The sequence below is a fragment of the Micromonospora sp. NBC_01392 genome (genome assembly GCF_045040125.1).
Lineage (GTDB): Bacteria > Actinomycetota > Actinomycetes > Mycobacteriales > Micromonosporaceae > Micromonospora.
In genome coordinates, this window is the sequence record NZ_CP109549.1 from 4458180 (window position 1) to 4477875 (window position 19696).

The 19696-nt window shown below is 75.8% G+C and carries 16 protein-coding genes; 3 read left to right on the plus strand and 13 right to left on the minus strand.

Annotation, left to right across the window (positions count from 1 at the left end):
* Nucleotides 1-16: 16 nt before the first annotated feature.
* From OG767_RS19485 to OG767_RS19500, 4 genes are all read right to left on the minus strand, one after another.
* Entirely contained in the window at nucleotides 17-2116 is a 2100-nt protein-coding gene (locus OG767_RS19485) for an iron ABC transporter permease (protein WP_405089863.1), read from the minus strand.
* Nucleotides 2117-2121: 5 nt separating this feature from the next.
* Nucleotides 2122-3108 (minus strand): ABC transporter substrate-binding protein, encoded by a 987-nt coding sequence (locus OG767_RS19490; RefSeq protein WP_405089864.1) that lies wholly within the window; start codon nucleotides 3106-3108, stop codon nucleotides 2122-2124.
* Nucleotides 3109-3137: 29 nt separating this feature from the next.
* On the minus strand, nucleotides 3138-3938 hold the full coding sequence (locus tag OG767_RS19495; RefSeq protein WP_405094252.1) for an ABC transporter ATP-binding protein: 801 nt from the start codon (nucleotides 3936-3938) through the stop codon (nucleotides 3138-3140).
* A 136-nt stretch (nucleotides 3939-4074) separates the two neighbouring features.
* Nucleotides 4075-5688: a cellulose-binding domain-containing protein gene (locus OG767_RS19500; RefSeq protein WP_405089865.1), complete on the minus strand. Its 1614-nt coding sequence runs from the start codon at nucleotides 5686-5688 to the stop codon at nucleotides 4075-4077.
* Nucleotides 5689-6045: 357 nt separating this feature from the next.
* Here OG767_RS19500 and OG767_RS19505 point away from each other — a divergent pair, with 357 nt between their 5' ends.
* Entirely contained in the window at nucleotides 6046-6870 is an 825-nt protein-coding gene (locus tag OG767_RS19505; RefSeq protein WP_405089866.1) for a hypothetical protein, read from the plus strand.
* 77 nt (nucleotides 6871-6947) lie between these two features.
* On the opposite strand, the gene OG767_RS19510 is transcribed toward OG767_RS19505, so the two are convergent.
* From OG767_RS19510 to OG767_RS19520, 3 genes are all read right to left on the minus strand, one after another.
* Nucleotides 6948-7418: a hypothetical protein gene (locus OG767_RS19510; protein ID WP_405089867.1), complete on the minus strand. Its 471-nt coding sequence runs from the start codon at nucleotides 7416-7418 to the stop codon at nucleotides 6948-6950.
* Nucleotides 7419-7518: 100 nt separating this feature from the next.
* The gene (locus OG767_RS19515) at nucleotides 7519-8193 is read right to left on the minus strand and encodes an ABC transporter ATP-binding protein (RefSeq protein WP_405089868.1); all 675 of its coding nucleotides are present in this window, start codon (nucleotides 8191-8193) and stop codon (nucleotides 7519-7521) included.
* A complete protein-coding gene (locus OG767_RS19520) occupies nucleotides 8190-9197 on the minus strand; it encodes an ABC transporter permease (protein WP_405089869.1) in 1008 nt (335 codons plus the stop codon). The genes OG767_RS19515 and OG767_RS19520 overlap by 4 nt, the downstream gene beginning before the upstream one ends.
* 219 nt (nucleotides 9198-9416) lie before the next feature.
* On the opposite strand from OG767_RS19520, the gene OG767_RS19525 reads away from it, so the two are divergent.
* Nucleotides 9417-10619, plus strand: a complete 1203-nt coding sequence (locus OG767_RS19525) for a sensor histidine kinase (RefSeq protein WP_405089870.1) — start codon at nucleotides 9417-9419, stop codon at nucleotides 10617-10619.
* The gene (locus OG767_RS19530) at nucleotides 10616-11251 is read left to right on the plus strand and encodes a response regulator (protein ID WP_405089871.1); all 636 of its coding nucleotides are present in this window, start codon (nucleotides 10616-10618) and stop codon (nucleotides 11249-11251) included. The genes OG767_RS19525 and OG767_RS19530 overlap by 4 nt, the downstream gene beginning before the upstream one ends.
* Before the next feature lie 37 nt (nucleotides 11252-11288).
* Here the strand turns inward: OG767_RS19530 and OG767_RS19535 are convergent, their stop codons facing one another.
* The 6 genes from OG767_RS19535 to OG767_RS19560 all read right to left on the minus strand — a co-directional run bounded on the left by OG767_RS19535 (nucleotide 11289) and on the right by OG767_RS19560 (nucleotide 19620).
* Complete coding sequence (locus OG767_RS19535; protein ID WP_405089872.1) at nucleotides 11289-12116, minus strand: ABC transporter permease subunit; 828 nt, start codon at nucleotides 12114-12116, stop codon at nucleotides 11289-11291.
* Nucleotides 12113-13033, minus strand: coding sequence for an ABC transporter ATP-binding protein (locus tag OG767_RS19540; RefSeq protein ID WP_405089873.1), 921 nt, complete (start codon nucleotides 13031-13033; stop codon nucleotides 12113-12115). Before OG767_RS19540 ends, OG767_RS19535 begins: the two co-directional genes overlap by 4 nt.
* A 91-nt stretch (nucleotides 13034-13124) precedes the next feature.
* Nucleotides 13125-13802 (minus strand): response regulator transcription factor, encoded by a 678-nt coding sequence (locus OG767_RS19545; protein ID WP_281942109.1) that lies wholly within the window; start codon nucleotides 13800-13802, stop codon nucleotides 13125-13127.
* Nucleotides 13799-14980: a sensor histidine kinase gene (locus OG767_RS19550; RefSeq protein WP_405089874.1), complete on the minus strand. Its 1182-nt coding sequence runs from the start codon at nucleotides 14978-14980 to the stop codon at nucleotides 13799-13801. The genes OG767_RS19545 and OG767_RS19550 overlap by 4 nt, the downstream gene beginning before the upstream one ends.
* A 72-nt stretch (nucleotides 14981-15052) precedes the next feature.
* Nucleotides 15053-15394 carry a DUF190 domain-containing protein gene (locus OG767_RS19555; RefSeq protein WP_405089875.1) on the minus strand — a complete coding sequence of 114 codons (342 nt, stop codon included), beginning with the start codon at nucleotides 15392-15394 and terminating at the stop codon, nucleotides 15053-15055.
* Entirely contained in the window at nucleotides 15391-19620 is a 4230-nt protein-coding gene (locus tag OG767_RS19560) for a putative inorganic carbon transporter subunit DabA (protein WP_405089876.1), read from the minus strand. Before OG767_RS19560 ends, OG767_RS19555 begins: the two co-directional genes overlap by 4 nt.
* Between the last annotated feature and the right edge of the window lie 76 nt (nucleotides 19621-19696).

Here is a 19696-nt window from a genome sequence, read left to right on the forward strand (position 1 = left end):
TGACTTCCTCTCGGGCTCAGCGGACGCCGGCGGCGGCGCGGGAGCGCCACAGCAGCCAGACGAAGTAGGGGGTGCCGATCAGCGCGGTGACCAGGCCGGCGGGGACCTGCGCCGGGGCGATGACGGTGCGGCCGAGCGTGTCGGCGAGGCTGACCAGCGTGGCGCCGAGCAGCACCGCCACCGGCAGCACGCGGGTGTGCCGGCCACCGACCAGCGCCCGCGCGGCGTGCGGCGCGACCAGACCGACGAAGCCGATCACGCCGACCGCCGACACGGCGGTGGCGGTGAGCAGCGCGGCCAGGCCGAGCGCGACCAGCCGGGCGCGTTCCAGCCGGACGCCGAGCACCCGGGGCGTGTCGTCGTCGAGCGCCAGCAGGTCCAGTTCCCGGCGTACCGCGGCCACCACTCCGACGGCGACCAGCAGCGCCAGCGCCACCGGCAGCACCTGCGGTGCGGTCCGCCCGTAGGTGGAGCCGGAGAGCCAGGTCAGCGCCTTGCCGGTGTTCCACGGGTCGGAGGAGACCACGATGAACGTGATGACCGCGGCGCCGCCCTGCCAGACCGCGAAGCCGATCAGGACGAGCCGGTCGGAGTTCAGCCCGCGCCGCCGCGCCAGCCCGTAGACCAGCGCGAACGCGGTCACCGCGCCGAGCCCGGCCGCGCCGGAGAGCATGAGCACGCCGGCCGTCGGGGCGAACGTCAGCAGCGCCACCGCGCCGATCCCCGCGCCGCCGGTGATGCCGAGGATGCCCGGCTCCGCGAGGGGGTTGCGGCAGACCGCCTGCACGGTGGTGCCGGCCAGGGCGAGGGCCGCGCCGGCCAGCAGCGCCGCCGCGACGCGCGGCCAGCGCGCGTCCAGCACGAAGGTGTACGCCGGCCCGGTGCGCCCCTGGAGCCAGTTGACGATGTCGCCGAGCAGCACCCACGTGTCCCCGGCGAGCATGCCCACCACCAGCGCCGCGACGACCGCGACCGCGCAGACCGTGACGACCGAGGTGTGCACGGCACGGGAGCGGACGGCGGCGTGGCCGCCCGGGGGTTGCCGGGTGGGTCCGGCGTCGCGGTGCCGGCGGGCCAGCCAGACCAGCAGCACCGCGCCGAACAGCGTGGTGACCACGCCGGTGGGCACCTCCACCCCGGCCTGCCCGCCGAGCACGGCCCGCAGCAGCACGTCGGAGCCGAGCACGATGATCACGCCGACCAGGCCGGCCAGCGGCAGCAGCACCCGGTGCCGGTGCACCTCGGGCACCCACCTGCCGAGCAGTCGGACGATCACCGGCGCGCCGAGCCCGACGAAGCCGATCGGGCCGGCGAGCGTGACCGCCGCGGCGGAGAGCAGCACCGCGAGCAGCACCACGACGAGCCGGGTCCGACGCACGTCCAGCCCGAGCACGGTGGCGGTGTCGTCGCCGAGGGCGAGCAGGTCAAGCCGGTGCCCGAGCGCGACCAGCAGCAGCACGGCGAGCACGATCACCGGGCCGAGCTGGGTGACCGCCACCAGGTCGCCCTGCACGAGCGAGCCGTTGCCCCAGGCGAACAGCCCGATGGTGGCCTGCTCGAACAGCAGCAGGAGCAGCATGGTGAGCGAGGCGAGCGCCATCGCGGTGGCCGAGCCGGCGAGGATCAGCCGGGTGGTGGCGGCCTGGCCGCCGGCCGACAGCAGCATCACCAGCGCGGCGGCGGCCAGCCCGCCGCAGAACGCCAGTCCGCCGGCGGGCAGCGCCGGCAGCGCGATGCCGAACGCGGCGGTGGTCACGATCGCCAGGTGGGCGCCGGCGTTCACGGCGAGCGTGTCCGGCGAGGCGAGCGGGTTGCGGGTGGTGGACTGGAGCGCCGCGCCGGCGAACCCGAGCGCCACGCCGACCGCCAGGCCGGTGAGCAGGCGCGGCAGCCGGGAGGCGACAAGCACCCGGGCGGTCTCGTCGTCCGCGCCGGTGAGCAGCCGGAGCAGGTCGAGCGCGCCCACCGACGACGTGCCCTGGGTGAGGTGCACCGCGGTGACCGCGACCAGCAGCGCGGCGGCGAGCAGGAACGCGCCGGCGACCCGGCGACGGGCCGGCGGCGGCCCGGCCGGGGCCGGCCGGGTGGCCGGCTCCGGTACGGCGGTGGCGATCATCGGGCTCAGGCCGTGTAGACGGCGACGAGCTGGTCGACGTACTGCTTCGCGGACAGGGTGCCGCCGAACGTCCAGATGCCGTCCGGCATCTTGTGCAGCTTGTTCTGCTGCACGAACGGCAGGGAGCGCCAGATCGCGTTGCCGGCGAGGCCGTCGGCGAAGACGTCCTGACCGTCCGAGGCGTTGTAGAAGAAGTGCAGGTCCTGTCCCTTGAGGACGCCGAGCCCTTCGACGTCGGTCTGGCCCAGGCCCCACATGGCGTCGGTCTTGCCGGTCCAGGCGTTCTTCAGGCCGAGCTGGATGCCGAGCTGGGAGACGAGCGCGCCCTGACCGAACATCCGGATGGAGACCGTGCTGCCCTCCTTCCAGCCGTCGGCGAAGGCGAACTGTCGGCCGGCCGCGCCGGCGTCGGCGATCTTCTTCCGCCCGTCGGCGAGCGTGGCGTCGAAGTCGGCGAGCAGCTTCTCGGCCTGCGCGGTGCGTCCGGTGGCGGTGGCGATCATGGTGAGGTCGGACCGCATCCGGGCGAGGTTGTCGGCGGCGTCGCTGCCCTTGGTGACCAGCACCGGGACGTACTTCTCCAGTTGGGTGACGATCGCGGCGCCGCGCTCGGCCTCCATCACCACCAGGTCCGGCTGGAGCGCCACGATGGCGTCGACGCTCGGCTCGCCCCGGGTGCCGACGTCCTTGACGCCCGGGTCGAGCGGGGCGGCGGTGACCCAGGTGGCGTACCCCTTGGGGTCGGCCACGCCGACCGGCATCACGCCGAGGCCGACGAGCATCTCCACCTCGCCCCACTCCAGGCCGACCACCTTGGCGGCCGGGTTCTTCAGCGTGATCGCCTTGCCGCGGCTGTCGGTGACGGTGACCGGGCCGGTGGCGGTGGTGTCGGAGGGGGACGGCGCGGCGGCGGGCGCCTCGGTGGTGCCGCAGCCGGCGATCAGCAGCGCGGTCGCGGCGGCGGCCAGCAGGGTCAGACGGGTACGCAACATGGGTTTCTCTTCTGTCGTCAGGACGTGGATCAGCGGACGTTGTGCCGGCCGACGGGACGGGTGGTGAGCAGGCCGGTGACCGGGTCGGCGGTCACCTCGACGCGGATGCCGTACGCCTCGGTGAGCGCCGCCTCGGTGAACACCTCGCGCGGGGTCCCGGTGCCGCGCACCCGGCCGGAGTGCAGCAGCACGACGTGGTCGGCGACGGCGGCGGCCTGGTTGAGGTCGTGCAGCACCACGCCGACGGCCACGCCGGCGGTGTCGGCGAGGTCGCGCACCAGGTCGAGGATCTCCACCTGGTAGCGCAGGTCGAGGAACGTGGTCGGCTCGTCCAGCAGCAGCACGGCGGTGTCCTGGGCCAGGCAGGTGGCCAGCCAGACCCGCTGGAGTTCACCGCCGGACAACGCGTCGACGGGTCGGGCGGCCATGGCGGCCACGCCGGTCACCGTCATGGCCCGGTCGATCGCGGCCGGGCCGTCCGGGTCGCCGGCCCGCCACCGCTGCCGGTACGGGTGCCGGCCGTAGCCGACCACGTCCCGGACGGTGACGCCGCTCGGGGTGGGGCGGCTCTGCGCCAGCAGCGTGACCCGGCGGGCGAAGTCGCGCGCCGACAGCGCCCGGGCCGGGGTGCCGTCGGCGAGCACGATCTCGCCGTGCTGGAGCGGGTGCAGCCGGGCCAGCCCGCGCAGCAGCGTGGACTTGCCGCTGCCGTTCGGCCCGACCAACGCGGTCACCGCCGCCGGCCGCAGCGTGATGGCCGCGTCGTGCACCACGGTGGTGCCGTGGTAGCCCAGGCGCAGCTCACTGCCCCGCAGGCCGTCGGCCCGCATCGTTCCGCTCGTCACGAAGGTTAGGCTAACCTAACCACTGATCACCCTGTCAAGCCGGTCCCGACGTCCGTCCGGGTGCGTTCGCTGTCGCGCGACGACAACGAACGCACCCGGATCGCGCCGGCGGCGGAACGGATCAGAGGGAGACGACCCGGCCGCCGAGCGTGACGACCAGCCGGCCGTCGGCGGCGAAGGACCAGCCCAGGGCGCCGGCATAGGCGGCGCAGCGGGAGCCGTTGGCGCCGGACCAGAACTGGTTCGAGCCGTCCACGTTGCCGACCGTCTTGTCGTTCGACCCGCTGCCGCTGCGGCAGGACGTGTTGGTGCGGAAGACCGACGTGCCCGCGTCGAACGAGAAGTTGCGCTCGGTGTTGTCGATGCTCAGGTTGTTGGAGATCGTCATCGAGCCCGGGTTCCGGTTGTAGGTGAACCCGTGCTTGCCGTTGCGGTACGCGATGGTGCGCCGGACGGTGTGGTTGACCGCGATGTCCTCGCCGCCGAGCTTGAAGCCGTTGCGGTCACCGTTGCCGTTCTGCGTGCCGTTGCTGAGCGTGCCGTTGTTGTAGGAGAGGGAGTCCTCGATGGTCACCGGGCCGACCGCGCCGGTGTCGGTCTTGGTGTACAGGTCCCAGCCGTCGTCGATGTTGTGGTGGGACACCGCGTACCGGAAGACGTTGCCGGTGCCGACGGTGAGTTTGGCGGCGAACCCGTCGGCGTCCTCGCCGTCGGAGTCGGCGTTGTCGTGCGACTCGACGCTGACCATGAGGTTGTTCGCCGGCCACTGGTCACGCGGGGTGCTGGAGGCGATCCGGGACAGTTGCAGGCCGCTGTCGCGGTTGAACCGGGTCACCGTGCGCTCGATGACGTTGTTGCTGCCGCCGACGAAGATGCCGTTGTCACCGGCGCGTTCCACCACGATCCCCCGCACGTGCCACCAGGACGCGTTCAACGCGAGACCCCGGTTTGCGGGGTCCTCGGTCATCGCGGAGAAGTTGAGGATCGGCGTCTCGCCCGGGTACGCGTGCAGGTTCTTGCGGGCGCTCGCGGTGCCGTTGTTGCCGGCGGCGATGGTGACGGTCTGGGCCAGGTTGTAGGTGCCGCCCCGCAGGTAGACGGTGCCGCCCGCGCCGACCCGGGTGATCGCGGCGGCGATCGTGGTGGGGTTGGCCTGGGTGCCGGCCGCGCCGGCGGAGCCGTTCGGCGCGGCGTACACCGCGCCGCTGGTCGGCGGCGGCGTGGTGGGCGACGGTGGCGGGGTGGTGGGCGAGGGCGGCGGGGTCGTCGGCCCGGGCGGCGGGGTGAGGGTCCCCCCGGGGTCGGTGGGGATGGCCCCGCCGCAGAGGACGCCGTTGACCGCGAACGAGGCGGGGACCGGGTTGCTGGTGTTGTTCCAGCCGCCGTTGAAGCCGAACGACGTGGTCGCGTTCGTGCCGAGACTGCCGTTGTAGCTGACGTTGGCGGCCCGGACCGACGCGCCGGTCTGGGTGATGTCGGCGCCCCAGGCCTGGCTGACGGTCTGGCCGCCGCTGAAGTTCCAGGTGACGGTCCAGCCGTTCAGCGGGTCGCCGAGGTTGGTGAGGTTGACGTTCGCGGTGAAGCCGCCGGACCACTGCGCGGTCACCGCGTAGTCGACCCGGCAGCCGGCGGCGGCCTGGGCGGGGTTCGCGCCCATCGCCAGGCCGGCGGCGGCGAGCGTGGCCGCCGCGATCGTGGACGTCCACAACGCCGCACGGCGCTGTCGGTTGATCATGGGAATTCTCCTGCGGGTGGTGGTTCGGTGCCGCGCCGGCGTCGACACCGATGCCCGGTCGGTGCCGCCGGCGGGCCTTCCTGCTGCCCGGACGCCCGTGTGCTCGACGGGCTGTCACGCCTCCCGCTGTGAAAGCGCTTTCAGCGCAGTCTACTGACGCACGCCGATGTGGTCAATCTCCGCCCCGACGTGAACGATCCGGCCGCGCCGACCGTACCCATCCCCGACAGGGACATCGTCCGGAACCGCGATGCCGGAGCGGGCACGAGAGGCGATTCCTGCGTCTCACTTCGCACCGCGGAGCGGCGGCGCGGCACACGCCGCGCCGGCCCTCCAGGTCAACCAAAGGAGAGGTGCATGGCCAGGGGTACGCGCAACAACGCGGTCCTGAAACTCGGCGGGGTGGGCGCCCTCGCGGCGCTCCTGCTCGCCGGCGGACTGCAACTGGCGTCCGCCGACGAGAACGGCGGCTCGGCCGCACCGGCCGCCGCGGCACAGACCGTGAACTGCCCGACGGTACGCGACAAGCTGCCCGCGGTGCCGGCGGCGGCGAACGCCGAGGTGGAACGGGAACTGGCCAACCTGGACCAGGAGATCGCCCGGCAGAACGAGCGGCTGGCCCGGCTCGCGGTCAAGCCCGAGGGCGGCCCGAACTTCGTCAACAACGCCATCCTCGGCCCGCTGAAGAACAAGCGCACCGCCGCGCTCGACCGGATCGAGATCGCCTTCAACCGGATCGGCGCGCAGCGCCCGAACCTGGACGCGCTGGCCGGGTGCGGGCTCAACGCCGCCGGCGTGCCGAGCGCCGTCAACGGCGGCGCCGGCCAGGGCGGCGCGACCGGCGGACAGAACGGTGGGGGCGGGCAGAACGGTGGGGCGGCGGCCGGGGTGGCCCGGACCGTCAACTGCCCCGGGGTGCGGCTCCCCGCCGTCCCCGCGGCGGCGGCGGCCCAGGTGCGGGCCGAGCTGGCCACACTGGACAACCAGATCGCCGAGGCGAACGCCCGCCTGGCCCGGCTCGCGGTCCGGCCCGAGGGCGGGCCGGCGTTCATCGACAACGCCATCCTCGGCCCGCTGAAGAGCAAGCGTGGCGCCGCGCTCGACCGCATCGAGATCGCCTTCAACCGGGTCGGCGCGCAGCGCCCGAACCTGGACGCGCTGGCCGCCTGCGGCCTGAACTGAGGTGATTGCCCGGGCCCCTTCCTCACGCCTGGGCGATAGGAAGGGGCCCCGGCAATCCCGCGGGGCGGGGCCGGCGGCTAGCCCTCGGCGGGGGCGTCGTACGCCCGGAGCGTCGAGCGCACCACGGCGCGGACCCCGCCGGCGACCAACAGGCCGAAGCCGGTGGCCATCAGCGGCAGCCCGACCCCGAACGGCAGGTCCGCGATCCAGTTGATGCTGCCGCGCTCCCGAAACTCGGCGAAGCTCGCCGCGACCACGGCCAGCGCGAACGTCCACGCGCCGACGGCCGCCGTCAACGCGGTCAGCGCGGCGCCCGGGTACGCCCGCGCCCAACCACCGGCCACCAGCGCCACCAGCAGCCAGCCCAGCGTCAACAGGGTCCAGCCGCCACCGGTGCTCAACGACGCGTACGCCCAGCCGGAGAAGGACCAGGAGTAGCCGGCCGAGACGCGGAACCACGGCGACAGATAGCCCACGGTGGCCACCAGCGCGCCGAGCACGACCACGGCGTCCGGCGCGAACGATGGCCTGGTGTCCTGCGTCGTCACGTCGGCCACCGTAGCCGACGCCGGCCACCACCGGTGCCGGCCCGGGGTGGTGCCTGCGGCCGGCAGCGCCGGCGGCGGAAGGTAGCGCCTGCCGTACCGCTCAGGTCGCGTCGTGCAGACGGCCGTCGCGCATCGCCACGATCCGGTCGGCGGCGGCGAGGTGGTCGCGGTCGTGGGTGACCAGCACCGTGGCGGTGCCCCGCTCGCTGGTGAGCCGGCCGATCAGGTCGATGACGGCGGCGCCCCGCTCGTGGTCGAGCGCGCTTGTCGGCTCGTCGACGAGCAGGACGACCGGGTCGTTCATCAGAGCGCGGGCGATGTTGACCCGCTGGCGCTGGCCGCCGGAGAGCTGGTGCGGGCGCCGGCCGGCCTGGGCGGCGAGCCCGACCGCGTCGAGCAGTTCCCGCGCCCGGTCCCGGGCCCCGGCCGGCGACCGGCCGGCGAGGGTGGCCATCACCTGGAGCTGCTCGGCGGCGGTCAGCGACGGCAGCAGGTTGGGCTGCTGGAAAACGATGCCGATCGCGCGCCGGCGCAGCGCGGCGAGCGCGCCGCGGCCCATCCCGGTGGTGGCGACGCCGTCGACGTGGACGGCGCCGGCGTCCGGGGTGACGAGCGTGGCGGCGACCGCGAGCAGGCTGGACTTGCCCGACCCGGACGGGCCGACCACGGCGGTCAGGTCGCCCTTCGCGACCGAGAGCGTCACGTGGTCGAGCGCGGTGAGCCGGTTCTCGCCGTCCGGGTAGGTGAGCGTGACGTCGGTCAGGTCGAGGCTCATCGGGCGCTCCCCAGTGCGGTGAGCGGGTCGACGGCGGTGATGCGGCGCACGGACAGGGCGGCGCCGAGCATGCCGAGGACGACCATCACGCTGGCCGGGACGGCGACGGTGGCCGGCGTCAGCACGAACGGCACGTCCGAGCCGGAGACCAGCACGCCGAGCCCGGCGGCCAGACCGGTGCCGAGCGCGGTGCCGCCGACCAGCAGGACGCCGGCCTGCCCGAGCGCGTCGACGAGCAGGGCGGCGGTGGAGGCGCCGAGGGCCTTCAGGACCGCGACGTCGCCGCTTCGCTGGATCGTCCACACCGTGAAGAAAGCGCCGATGACCAGGGCGGAGATGGCGAACAGGAAGCCGCGCATGAGTTGGAGCGAACCGTTCTCCGAGCGGTAGGAGCCGATCGCGGCCAGCGAGTCGCCGGTGCGGACGGTCCGGGTGCCGGCGGCCCGGTCGGTGGCGGCCACGTCCACGCCGGCGGCGGTGCGCAGCGCGATCACGGTGGCGGTGTCCGCGTCGGCGTTGCCGGTCCGCCGCCACGAGTCGAGGCTGGTCCACACCACCGGGGTGTGGCTGAAGGAGGCGTCGCCGCGGACCGCCGCCACGGTCAGCTCCCGGCCCGCCACGGTGAGGCGGTCGCCGACGCGCAGGCCCAGGTCGGTGGCGGCCGGGGTGGACAGCACCGCGGTGTGGTCGTCGAGGTCGCCGGGGGCGAGGCGGGAGCCGGCCCGGACACCGAACACGGAGACGGCGGCGCTGCGGCCACCGGCGGTGACCCGGGTGGTGCCGATGCCCAGCGGCTCGGCGGCGGTGACGCCGGGCGTGTCGGCCCAGCGCTGCCACTGCCGGCGCGTGACGGTCGAGTCGGCGTACGACGGCTGCGGGCCGCCGAAGGCGATCCGGTCGGCGGGCAGGCCGGTGATCGCGGAGGTGTTCTGCCGGCCCAGCCCGGCGGTCAGCCCGGACAGCAGGCCGACCAGCAGGGTGATCAGCACGATGACGGTTCCCATCAGGGCGAAGCGCCCCTTGGCGAACCTGAGGTCTCTCCAGGCGACGAACACGGGCGACGCGGTCCTTTCGACGGCGGGGTGGTCGCTTCCACGGTCGTCGCCGGCGGCCGGACCGGGCATCCGGCGGGGGACGGCACTTCCCGGGCGGAACGGCGGTGGGCCGGTTACAACTTTCGACAGATCCCCGCCGACCTGCGCCTCCTCTAGGCTGGGAGGGCCGTGACCGCCGTTCCCGCCCTGACCTCCACCGCCCGCGTGCTGGCCTGGTGCCTGCACCTGCTGGTGGGTGTCCTCTTCGCGCTCGCCGGCCTCCGGGCCGTCGTCACCGGGCAGCCGCACGCGCCGGTGATCGCCGCGGTCGCGGCGGCCGGCCTGCTGACGTACGCGGCCGGGGCGCTGCGGCCCGGCGTCCACCGCTCCCGACGGGCCGCCGGCTGGTGGCTGGCCGCGGTCGGCGTCGGGTGGCTGGCGCTGACCGTGCTGACCGTGGACGGGCTGTGGCTCGCGTTCCCGCTCTACCTGCTGCAACTGCACCTGCTGTCCCGGCGCGCCGGACCGGTCGCCGTCGCGGTGACCGCCGTGGTGGCCGTCGTCGCCTTCGCCGCCCATCGCGGCGCGGTCAGCGTGGCCGGCACAGTCGGGCCGGTGCTCGGCGCCGCGGTCGCGGTGGCGGTGGTCCGGGGCTACCAGGCGCTCTACCGGGAGAGCGAGCGCCGCCGCCGGCTGATCGAGGAGCTGACCGCCACCCGCGCCGACCTGGCCCGGGCGCAGCACGAGGCCGGGGTGGCGGCGGAACGCGAGCGGCTGGCCGCCGAGATCCACGACACGCTGGCACAGGGCCTGACCAGCATCCAGTTGCTGCTGCGCGCCGCCGGCCGGGTGCTGCCGGACCGGCCGGACACCGCCGCCCGCCACGTCGAGCAGGCCCGGCAGGCGGCGGCAGACAACCTCGCCGAGGCCCGGCGCTTCGTCGCCGCGCTCACCCCACCGGCGTTGGACGACACCACGCTGGCCGACGCGCTGCGACGCCTCTGCGCCACCACCGGCGCCCGGCACCGGCTCGCCGCCCGGTTCACGGTTACCGGGGCCCCGGTGACGCTGCCGACCGCGTACGAGGTCGCGCTGCTGCGCGTCGCCCAGGCGGCGCTGGCCAACACCGTGCGTCACGCCCATGCCACCACCGTCGAGGTGACGCTCGGCTACCGCGCCGACCGGGTGACCCTGGACGTGACCGACGACGGCGGCGGGTTCGACCCCGAGCGGCTGCCCGGTCCGGGGCCAGACGGCGGTGGGTTCGGCCTGGCCGCCATGCGGGCGCGGACCCGCGCGCTCGGCGGCGCCCTGAGCGTGGCCGCCGCGCCCGGCCGCGGCGCCACCGTGTCGGCGAGGCTCCCCCGCACCCCGCCCGGCGGGCGGCCGTGACCGGCGCGCCGGTCCGGCTGCTGATCGCCGACGACCACCCGGTCGTCCGGGCCGGGCTGCGCGCCGTGCTGGAGACCGAGCCGGGCCTGGTCGTGGTGGCCGAGGCGGCCACCGCCGAGGCGGCGGTGGCCCGCGCCGCCGGCGGCGACGTCGACGTGGTGCTGATGGACCTGCGCTTCGGTGCCGGCCTGAGCGGGGTCGACGCGACCGCCGCCATCACCGCCCGACCGCACGCGCCCCGGGTGCTGATCGTCACGACCTACGACAGCGACGCGGACACGCTGCCCGCGATCGAGGCCGGCGCGACCGGCTACCTGCTCAAGGACGCCTCGCCGGACGAACTGGCCGCCGCCGTGCGGGCCGCCGCCGCCGGCCGTGCCGCGCTGGCTCCGGCCGTCGCGGACCGGCTGGTGAACCGGCTGCGCACGCCGGACACGGCGCTGACCCGGCGGGAGACGGAGGTGCTCGGCCTGGTCGCGGACGGGCTGTCCAACCAGGCCGTCGGCCGCCGCCTGCACCTGACCGAGGGCACGGTCAAGTCGCACCTGTCGCGCATCTACACCAAGCTGCGCGTCGACTCCCGCACCGCGGCGGTCGCCACCGCCATCGACCTCGGCATCCTCCGCCGCTGACCGGCCGCGCGGTTCCGCGACCGGCCGGCGGCGCCGGTCAGGCGTCCCGGCGGCGCAGCAGGACCAGGGCGGCGCCGAGCAGGACGACCAGCCAGGCCGCGAGGACGGTCGCGCCGGCGCCCGGGGAGAGCAGGTCGCCGCCCCCGCCCACGCTCATGAACGCCTGCCCCGCGTTGGACGGCAGGTACGGCGAGATCCGCTCCGACCAGCTCTCCGGCAGCAGCGACACCACTCCCGGCACGACCAGCAGCAGCGCGACCACGCTGGTCAGCGCGCCGGCGGTGGTGCGCAGCAGCGAGCCGAGCGCCGCGCCGAGCACACCGACGGCCGCGAGGTAGCCGGCCGTGCCGAGCACCGCGCGCAGCACGCCGTCGTCGGAGAGGGAGATGCCCTGGTCGCCCAGGATCGCCTGCCCACCGAGGAAGGTGAGCAGCGTGGTCGGCACCAGCACGGCCAGCACGACGCCGGCCAGCACGACGACCTTGCCGGCGAGCACCGGCCAGCGGGTCGGCACCGCGGCGAGGGACGAGCGGATCATTCCGGTGCCGTACTCGCCGGCGGCCAGCAGCACACCGAGCGTGCCGACGAGCAGTTGGGCGAGGTTGACGCCGCCGAGGCTGGCGCCGAGCGGGTCGAGCGACGACGGCCCGCCGGGCGGCGCCGGGGTGCCCGGCTCGATCGTGGCGTCGGCCAGGAACGTCGAGAAGCCGAGCCCCAGCGCGGCGAACACCACCACAGTCGCGGCCAGCATGATCAGCGACGAGCGCAGGGAACGAAACTTGATCCATTCGCTTCGGACCACCCGGGGGACGGTGATCCGGGCGTCGGTCGGCACGGTGGTGGCGGGTGGGGCCGCGGTGGTCATCGGTCAGCTCCTTCGGTGGCGCCGACGTACTCGACGGCGTCGCGGGTCATGGTCATGAACGCCTCTTCGAGCGACGCCTCGGTGGGGGTCAGCTCGTGCAGGGTGAGCCCGGCGGCGGCGGCCCGGTCGCCGATCGCCTCGGGGCGCAGTCCGCTGACGTCCAGCACGCCGGGCTCGCCGCCGGTGATGGTGACGTCCGGGCCGGCCAGCAGGTCGCGCAGCGCCGTGGCCTGGGGTGAGCGCACCCGAACGGTGCCGCGGGAGGCCCGGCGGGTGAACTCGGCGAGCGACACGTCGGCGATCAGCCGGCCCCGGCCGACCACGATCAGATGCTCGGCGGTCTGGGCCATCTCGCTCATCAGGTGCGAGGAGACGAAGACCGTCCGGCCCTCGGCGGCGAGGCCCTTGAGCAGCCCGCGGATCCACCGGATGCCGTCCGGGTCGAGGCCGTTGACCGGCTCGTCGAGCATCACCACCGCCGGGTCGCCGAGCAGCGCGCCGGCGATGCCCAGCCGCTGACCCATGCCGAGCGAGAACCCGCCGGCCCGCCGGCCGGCCACCTCACGCAACCCGACCAGGTCGATCACCTCGTCGACGCGGCGGCGGCCGATGCCGTGCGTGGCGGCCACGGCGAGCAGATGGTTGCGGGCGGACCGGCCGGTGTGCACCGCCTTGGCCTCCAGCAGCGCGCCGACCTGGCGCAGCGGGTCCCGGTGCTCGAAGTAGCGGTGGCCGTTGACCCGTACGGTCCCGGCGGTCGGCGCGTCCAGTCCGAGGATCATCCGCATGGTGGTGGACTTGCCGGCGCCGTTGGGACCGAGGAAACCGGTCACCACGCCGGGCCGGACGGTGAAGGTCAGGGCGTCGACGGCGAGCTTGTCGCCGTACCGTTTGCTCAGGTCGTGGGCTTCGATCATGTGCTCAACCCTGGCCCGCGTACCCCGGCCGGCGCGTCGGCCGGACGCGGACACCTGCGCGTACCGCGAACGCGGTACGTCAGCGGCCCGGCTACCGCGCCGGTGGGTCGGCCCGGACCAGGCCGCTCTGGTAGGCGATCACCACCAGTTGGGCCCGGTCCCGGGCGTCGAGCTTGGCCATCGCGCGGTTGACGTGGGTCTTGGCGGTCAGCGGGGAGACCACCAGCCGCTGGGCGATCTGCTCGTTGCTCAGCCCGGCGGCGACCAGCGTGACCACCTCGCGTTCCCGTTCGGTGAGCACCCGCAGCCGCTCCGGGGTGGCTCCGGGCCGCGGGTCGGGCTGGGCCAGGAACCGGGCGATCAGCCCACGGGTCGCCTTCGGGGACAGCAGCGCCTCCCCGGCCGCGACGGTACGGATCGCGTCGAGCAGCTCGGCCGGTTCCACGCCCTTGCCGAGGAAGCCGCTGGCGCCGGCGCGTAGCGCCTCGAAGACGTACTCGTCGACCTCGAACGTGGTCAGGATCAGCACCCGTACGCCGGCCAGGTCCTCGTCGGCGGTGATCTCCCGGGTGGCGGCCAGGCCGTCGAGGTCGGGCATCCGGATGTCCATCAGCACCACGTCGGCGCGGGTGGCGCGGGCCCGTTCGACCGCCTCCCGCCCGGTGGCGGCCTCCCCCACCACGCACAGGTCCGGCGCGGAGTCGACGAGCGCGCGGAAGCCGGCGCGGATGAGGGTCTGGTCGTCGGCGAGCAGCACGCGGACGGTCATGCCACCTCCTGCGGCATCGGGGCGGGCAGTTCCGCGCGGACCCGGAAGCCGCCGCCGGGCCCGGCGCCGGCGTGGAACGCGCCGCCCACCGCCTCGGCCCGCTCCCGCATCCCGAGCAGGCCGAGACCGGTTCCCTGGTCGCCGGTTCCGCTCGGGCCGGGCCCGTCGTCGCGGATCTCCACCACCACGCCGGCGCCGGTGTACGTGACGCCGACCGTGACGGCCGCGCCGGGCGCGTGCCGGTGGGCGTTGGTCAGCGACTCCTGGACGATCCGGTAGGCCGCCACGTCGACCGTGCTGGGCAGCGGCCGGGGCCGGCCGGTCAGGGTCCAGCGCACCGGCTGGACGGCGGCGAAGCCGTCGACGAGGGCGTCGAGGCGGCCCAGGCCGGGCGTCGGCTCGGTCGGCGCGTCCGGCTCGCCGCGCCGGAGCAGACCGAGCAGGGTGGCCATCTCGTCCAGCACGGTGCGGGTCGCGGACCGGACGTGCCCGAGCGCCTCCTCGGCCGCGTCCGGCCGCTCCCGCAGCAGGTGCCCGGCCACCCCGGCCTGCACGTTGATCAGCGCGATCTGGTGGGCCACCACGTCGTGCAGCTCCCGGGCGATCCGGAGCCGTTCCTCCACCACCCGGCGGCGGGCCTCATCCTCGCGGGTCCGCTCGGCCCGCCGCGCCCGCTCCTCCAGCACCGCCACGTAGGCCCGCCGGCTGCGGACCGCGTCGCCGGCCGCCACCGCGACGCCGAACCAGAGCAGCAGCACCACGACCGCCGGGTCCAGCCAGCCCACCCCGAGCGCGACGACCGCGCCGCCGCCGAGCACCAGGCCGCTCGCCGCGCCGGCCGCCACCGCGGTCCGCCGGTCGGTCCGGGTCGCCACCGTGTACGCGGCCAGCGCCACGGTCAGCACGAACGGCCCCCGCGCCTGTTGCACCAGCAGCGCGGTGGCCGCCGTGGCGGTGACCAGCGCGAGCACCGGCAACGGGTGGCGGCGGCGCAGCACCAGCGCGCCGCAGCCGGCCAGCGCGAGCAGCACCGCGCCGACGGTGAGCGGGTCGCGCGGGGGCCCGCCGGGCGGGTTCACCGGGAGCAGGCTGACCACGAAGAGCAGCGCGGCCAGCAGCGCATCGGTCACGGTCGGGTGCGCCCGGGCCACCCGACGCCACCGCGCGACGCGTCCCATGCGGTCACCGTACGACACCGCTCGGGCGGACGCCCCGACGGGACGGATCCCGCCGGGGCACCCGCCCGGCGGTCACTCCGCCGCCCGGTCGGCGCCGAAGTAATCGGGTCGGCTGACCCAGGCGTCGCTGACGAACATCACGCCGGGCCGCTGGGCCAGGATGTCGCGCAGCCCGGTGACCACCGGCTCGGCCCGGCCCGGCGGGAGCACGGCGATGACCATGACGAGTCCGGCCCGGTCGTTGAAGAGCAGCCGCCCCTCGTGGGTGCCGTGGTGGCCGAAGCCGGAGACGCCGCTCAGGCTGGTCCAGCCGCTCACCCCGGAGGCGTGCAGCAGGGTGCGGACGGCGTCGGCGTCGTCGGCGCGCGTGACGACCTCCACCTTGACCATGCGGGTCAGTCCCAGTTCGTTCATGCCGTGTACTCCTTCTCCGTCGCGGGCGCCGGGTGGCGCGCGGGCGGCTCGGTGGTGGGTGCGGTGACGTGGCGCGGGGCGGGCAGCGCCCGCCACGATCCACCCGGCGCGGGCTCGGACCACGCGCCGGTGCCGGGGTCGACGACGGTCAGCGACAGCCACCCGCCGTCGACCAGGTGCCGCAGCCCGGGGTTGCGGCCCAGCACCGCGTCGACCAGGTGGTGCGGGGCGCGGATCACCGCGAGCAGCCGCAGCGGCTCGTGCGCCGGCCGGGTGCCGTCGGCGACCGACTGGAGCGGCAGGCCGAGGCGCAGGTCGCCGCCGGATCCGGAGAGGACGCCGAGCGCGTCGCCGAGCACGGTGTGCACGGTCTTGGTGCCCGCGCCGAGCCGCTGCGGGTCGACCGTGGAGAAGTAGTACTGGAGGTTGATCCAGGCGGCCACCACCAGCGGGCCGGTCATGATCGCCTCCAGCGCCGCCGCGTCCCGGTCGCCGGTCCAGTCGTAGGAGTGCAGGAACGTCCGGCAGCCGAGGTCGACGCCGGCGGTCAGCTCGCGGGGCGCGGCGATGAACGCGGCGTTGCCGGCCAGCGCCCACTCCGGGCGGACCTGCGCCCAGTCCCCGGCCCGCCGGGGCAGGCGGCGCGGACGCGGCCGGCCGGGCAGTCGCGCGGCCCGTTCCGCGCGCAGCCGCGCGCCCGCCCCGGCCAGCCGGCCGGCCAGTTCCTCGACCGCCGGTCGCAGCCCGGCGGGCACGGCGTCCACGTCGAACAGCCGCACCTCGTCGGTGACGGTGTCGTGCTCGCCGGCCAGCACGTGCGTGCCGTCGGGCAGGTGGATGCCCCGGTCGGTGAGGGCCGCGCGCACCTCGGGCCGGTTGAGCATCCCGGCGACGAGACGGGCGCTCACCCCGCCCCGGTTGCCGCCGCAGGCGCCGCAGTCCAGCGCGGCGGCGTACGGGTTGTTGGCGCTGGTGGCGCCGTGCCCGCAGAGCAGCACCAGCGGCGCGAAGCCGGCGGTGAGCCCGATGGTGCGCAGCGTCGCCTCGGCGTAGTAGACCTGTTCGTCGAGGCTCATGGCGGTGGTCAGGTCGGCGACGGTCGGTGCGGTGTGGTCGGCGGGCGGCACGAACCGGCCCGGCGCGGCGGCCCGCAGGAGCAGGGCGGCGGTGGCGAGCACGCCGGCGACCTCGACGAAGGCGAACGCGCCGACCGGGTTCGCCTTGGCGGCGGCGTATGCGCGTCGCCAGGCCTGCCGCGAGCGCGCCGCGTGGCCGGCCCGCGCCGCCTCGACGGTGGCCACCGGTCGCATGAGGACCGGGCAGCGGTCCCGCCCGCGCCGGGCGCCGGCGGTCACGGTACGCACGGGCAGGCCGAAGAAGCCGGCGAAGCCGTACGTGTCGACCGGCCCGGTCGCCTCCAGGTGGCGGCGCAGGCCCTCGCTGCGCACGTCGATGCAGAACACCGCCTGGGTGAGCGTCGGGGCGTCGACGGCCGGCCGCTCCACGCCCCGGTCCAGCCGGTACCGCAGCCGACGCCGGTACGCGTGCTCGGCGGCGGCGAGCCACACCTCGGACTGCCGGGACGGGGTCAACTGGCAGGCCACGTCCCGCAGCGTGGCCACGGTCTCCCCGGGCAGGCAGGCCAGCGTGGCGACGTCGACGTCGAGCGCGCCGGCGAGTCGGGCGAGCGCCTCCGGGGTGATCCCGGCGGACCTGGGGAGCGTGGTGGGTGTCGCGGCGGCGAGCGAGTCCAGCACGGGGGGCAGTTCCAGGTGGCGCTGGGCGGCGGCGCCGGCGAGCGCGTACTCGTAGGTGAGGCGCACGGCGAGCAGGTCCAGCGGGCTCAGTGCCGGCCCCTGCCCGGGGTTGGCCTGGGCCCAGCGGGCGTGCCCGGCCCAGCCGGGCAGCCGGAGCAGGGACCGGGACAGGTAGGTGGACCAGGCCGCCGGCGGCACCCCCATCGCGCGCAGGAGCACCGCGACGGCCTGCTCGGGCGCCTCGGGCAGGGCGTCGACGAGCGTCGCGAGGCCGGTGACGCCCCACCGGGCCAGTGCCGGGTCGGCGCCGGCCATCCGCCGCCAGCGAGCCCAGCAGCCCGCGTCCGTCGGGCCGGGGACCGGCCAGAGCGCCACCGGGCGTCCGCTGTGCGCCGCGCACCAGGCGGCCACCAGGTCGTCGACGTCCGCGGTGGTCCGGGTGCCCAGCGCCCGGTCGAGCGTTTCGGCGAGCGTGTGCGGTCCGGCCTCGCCCGGGGTGCGGGGGCGGGGCCGCGCGGGCAGCTCGGCGAGCCGGCGCCGCGCCACCGCGAGCAGGTCGGCCGGTGGGGGCGGCCCGTCGTGCACCGGCTGGCTCAGCACGGTCAACTGGAGGTCGGTGACGTCGATCCGCCGGTGGCCGAGCAGGACCGCACCGGCGACGCGCGGTGGTGGCGGGAGCACGGCGGCGAGGTCGGCCGGGGTGATCCGCCCGTCGCGCAGCCGCTGCCGGTACTCGGCGGCCGGCAGGTGGGTCCGCGTGCCGGCGAGGCCCCGCAGCTCGGCGGTGGCCCGGGCGAACGGCACGCGTTCCCGGCCGGCGAGGGGGTTCACCGCGACGAAGGCGTCCAGTGGTCCGACGGCGCCGACGTGGTCGGCGGCGGCGGTCGCCGCGGCGACGACCCGCGCGCCGTCCGAGCGGTCGAGCAGGCCGGGGCGCGGCACGGTGAGCGCCGCGGGGGTCGGCCCGCCGGCCGGGGCCGTCCGGCGGGCCCGCGGGATGGCGGCGCCGTCGTGCCAGGCCCACCACCAGAGCGTGGCGCTCGGCCGGCGGCGCAGCACGGTCCCGGCGACGGCCACCACGGCGAGCACGCACGCCACGGCGCCGACGCCGAGCAGGCTCGTCCCGGTCGGCAGCGCCAGCCAGCGGTCGACCGCCCGCCCGGCGACGAGGTGTCCGCCGGCCAGCGCCGCCACGGTGACGGTGAGGGCAGCGGCGGTACGGGCCGGCAGCGCGCGGTCGGCGAGGGCGGACCACACGGCGGCGAGCGCGGCGGCGGCGACCAGCGCGGCGCTGAGCGCACCGCTCGCGGTGGTGCCGAGCAGCAGTTCGGTGGCGAGCACGGTGACGATCACCGTCGCGGCGGCGAGGACGCGGGGCCGGGTGGGCGGCGGGCCCTCCGGCCGGGGCGTGCCGGCGGCGCGGGCCTGCGCCTGGAGCGTGCCGCCGGCGGAGAGGAACGCGTACGCCTTGTAGACGGCGTGCCCGACCAGGTGCACGGCGGCCAGCCCGAACGCGCCGAGCCCGCACTGGGCGAGCATGAACCCCATCTGCGCGACGGTGGACCGGGCGAGGGTGCCCTTGACGTCGGTGCGCACCGCGGCGAACAGCAGCCCCGAGACGGCGGTGACGAGGCCGACGAGCACCATCGCCGGCATCATCCCGGGCGCGGCGGTGACCACCGGCGCCAACGTGATCATGAGGAACCCGGCCACGTTGACCATTCCGGCGTGCAGGAACGCCGAGACCGGGGTCGGCGCGTCCAGGGTGGACGGCAGCCAGCGGTGCGCCGGCACCTGCGCGGACCGGACCATGGCGGCCGTCAGCAGCAGCGCGCCGGCGGTGGCGAGCAGCCACCCGGGCCGCTCCCCGGCGGTGGCGCGCACCGCGTCCAGGTCGGCGTCGCCGGCCGGCGTGACCAGCAGCGCGAGGCCGGCGACCAGGGCGGCGTCGCCGACGAGGAACAGTCGCCGGGTCCGGCGGGCGGCGGCCCGCACCCTGGGCTGGTCCCGGTAGTGGCCGATGAGGCCGACCAGCAGGTGCCCGGCCGCGATCCAGCCGACGGCCAACTGCACCAGGCTGGGCGCGGTGGCCATCACCAGTGTCGCGGTGGTGGCCGCCGCGACCCGGGCCTGGAGCGCGCGGGCGCCCGGCTCGCCGTCGAGGTAGCGGCGCGCGTAGCCGGCGACGACGGCGGCCAGCCCGCAGACGAGCAGCACGAACAGCGCGGTGAACCGGTCGACGCGGACGCCGACGGAGAACGCCGGTCCGAGTGTGTCGACGCGGGCGAGCACGCCCGGTACGGCCGGGTCGGCCGCCACCCGGACCAGCAGCGCGGTGGCCGCCACCGCGCTGAGACCGAGCAACGCGCCCACCACCCGGGCGGCCCGGCGCGGGTCGGGCACCGCCAACGCGCCGAGCACCGCCGACGCGGGACCGATCAGGACTCCCAGGACCAGTGCGACGTCCATCGCCACCTCCTTCAGACAAGCGCACTCTATTACACGATTTCTAATTCGTGTATCGTGAGACGCACGACAGTGGCTC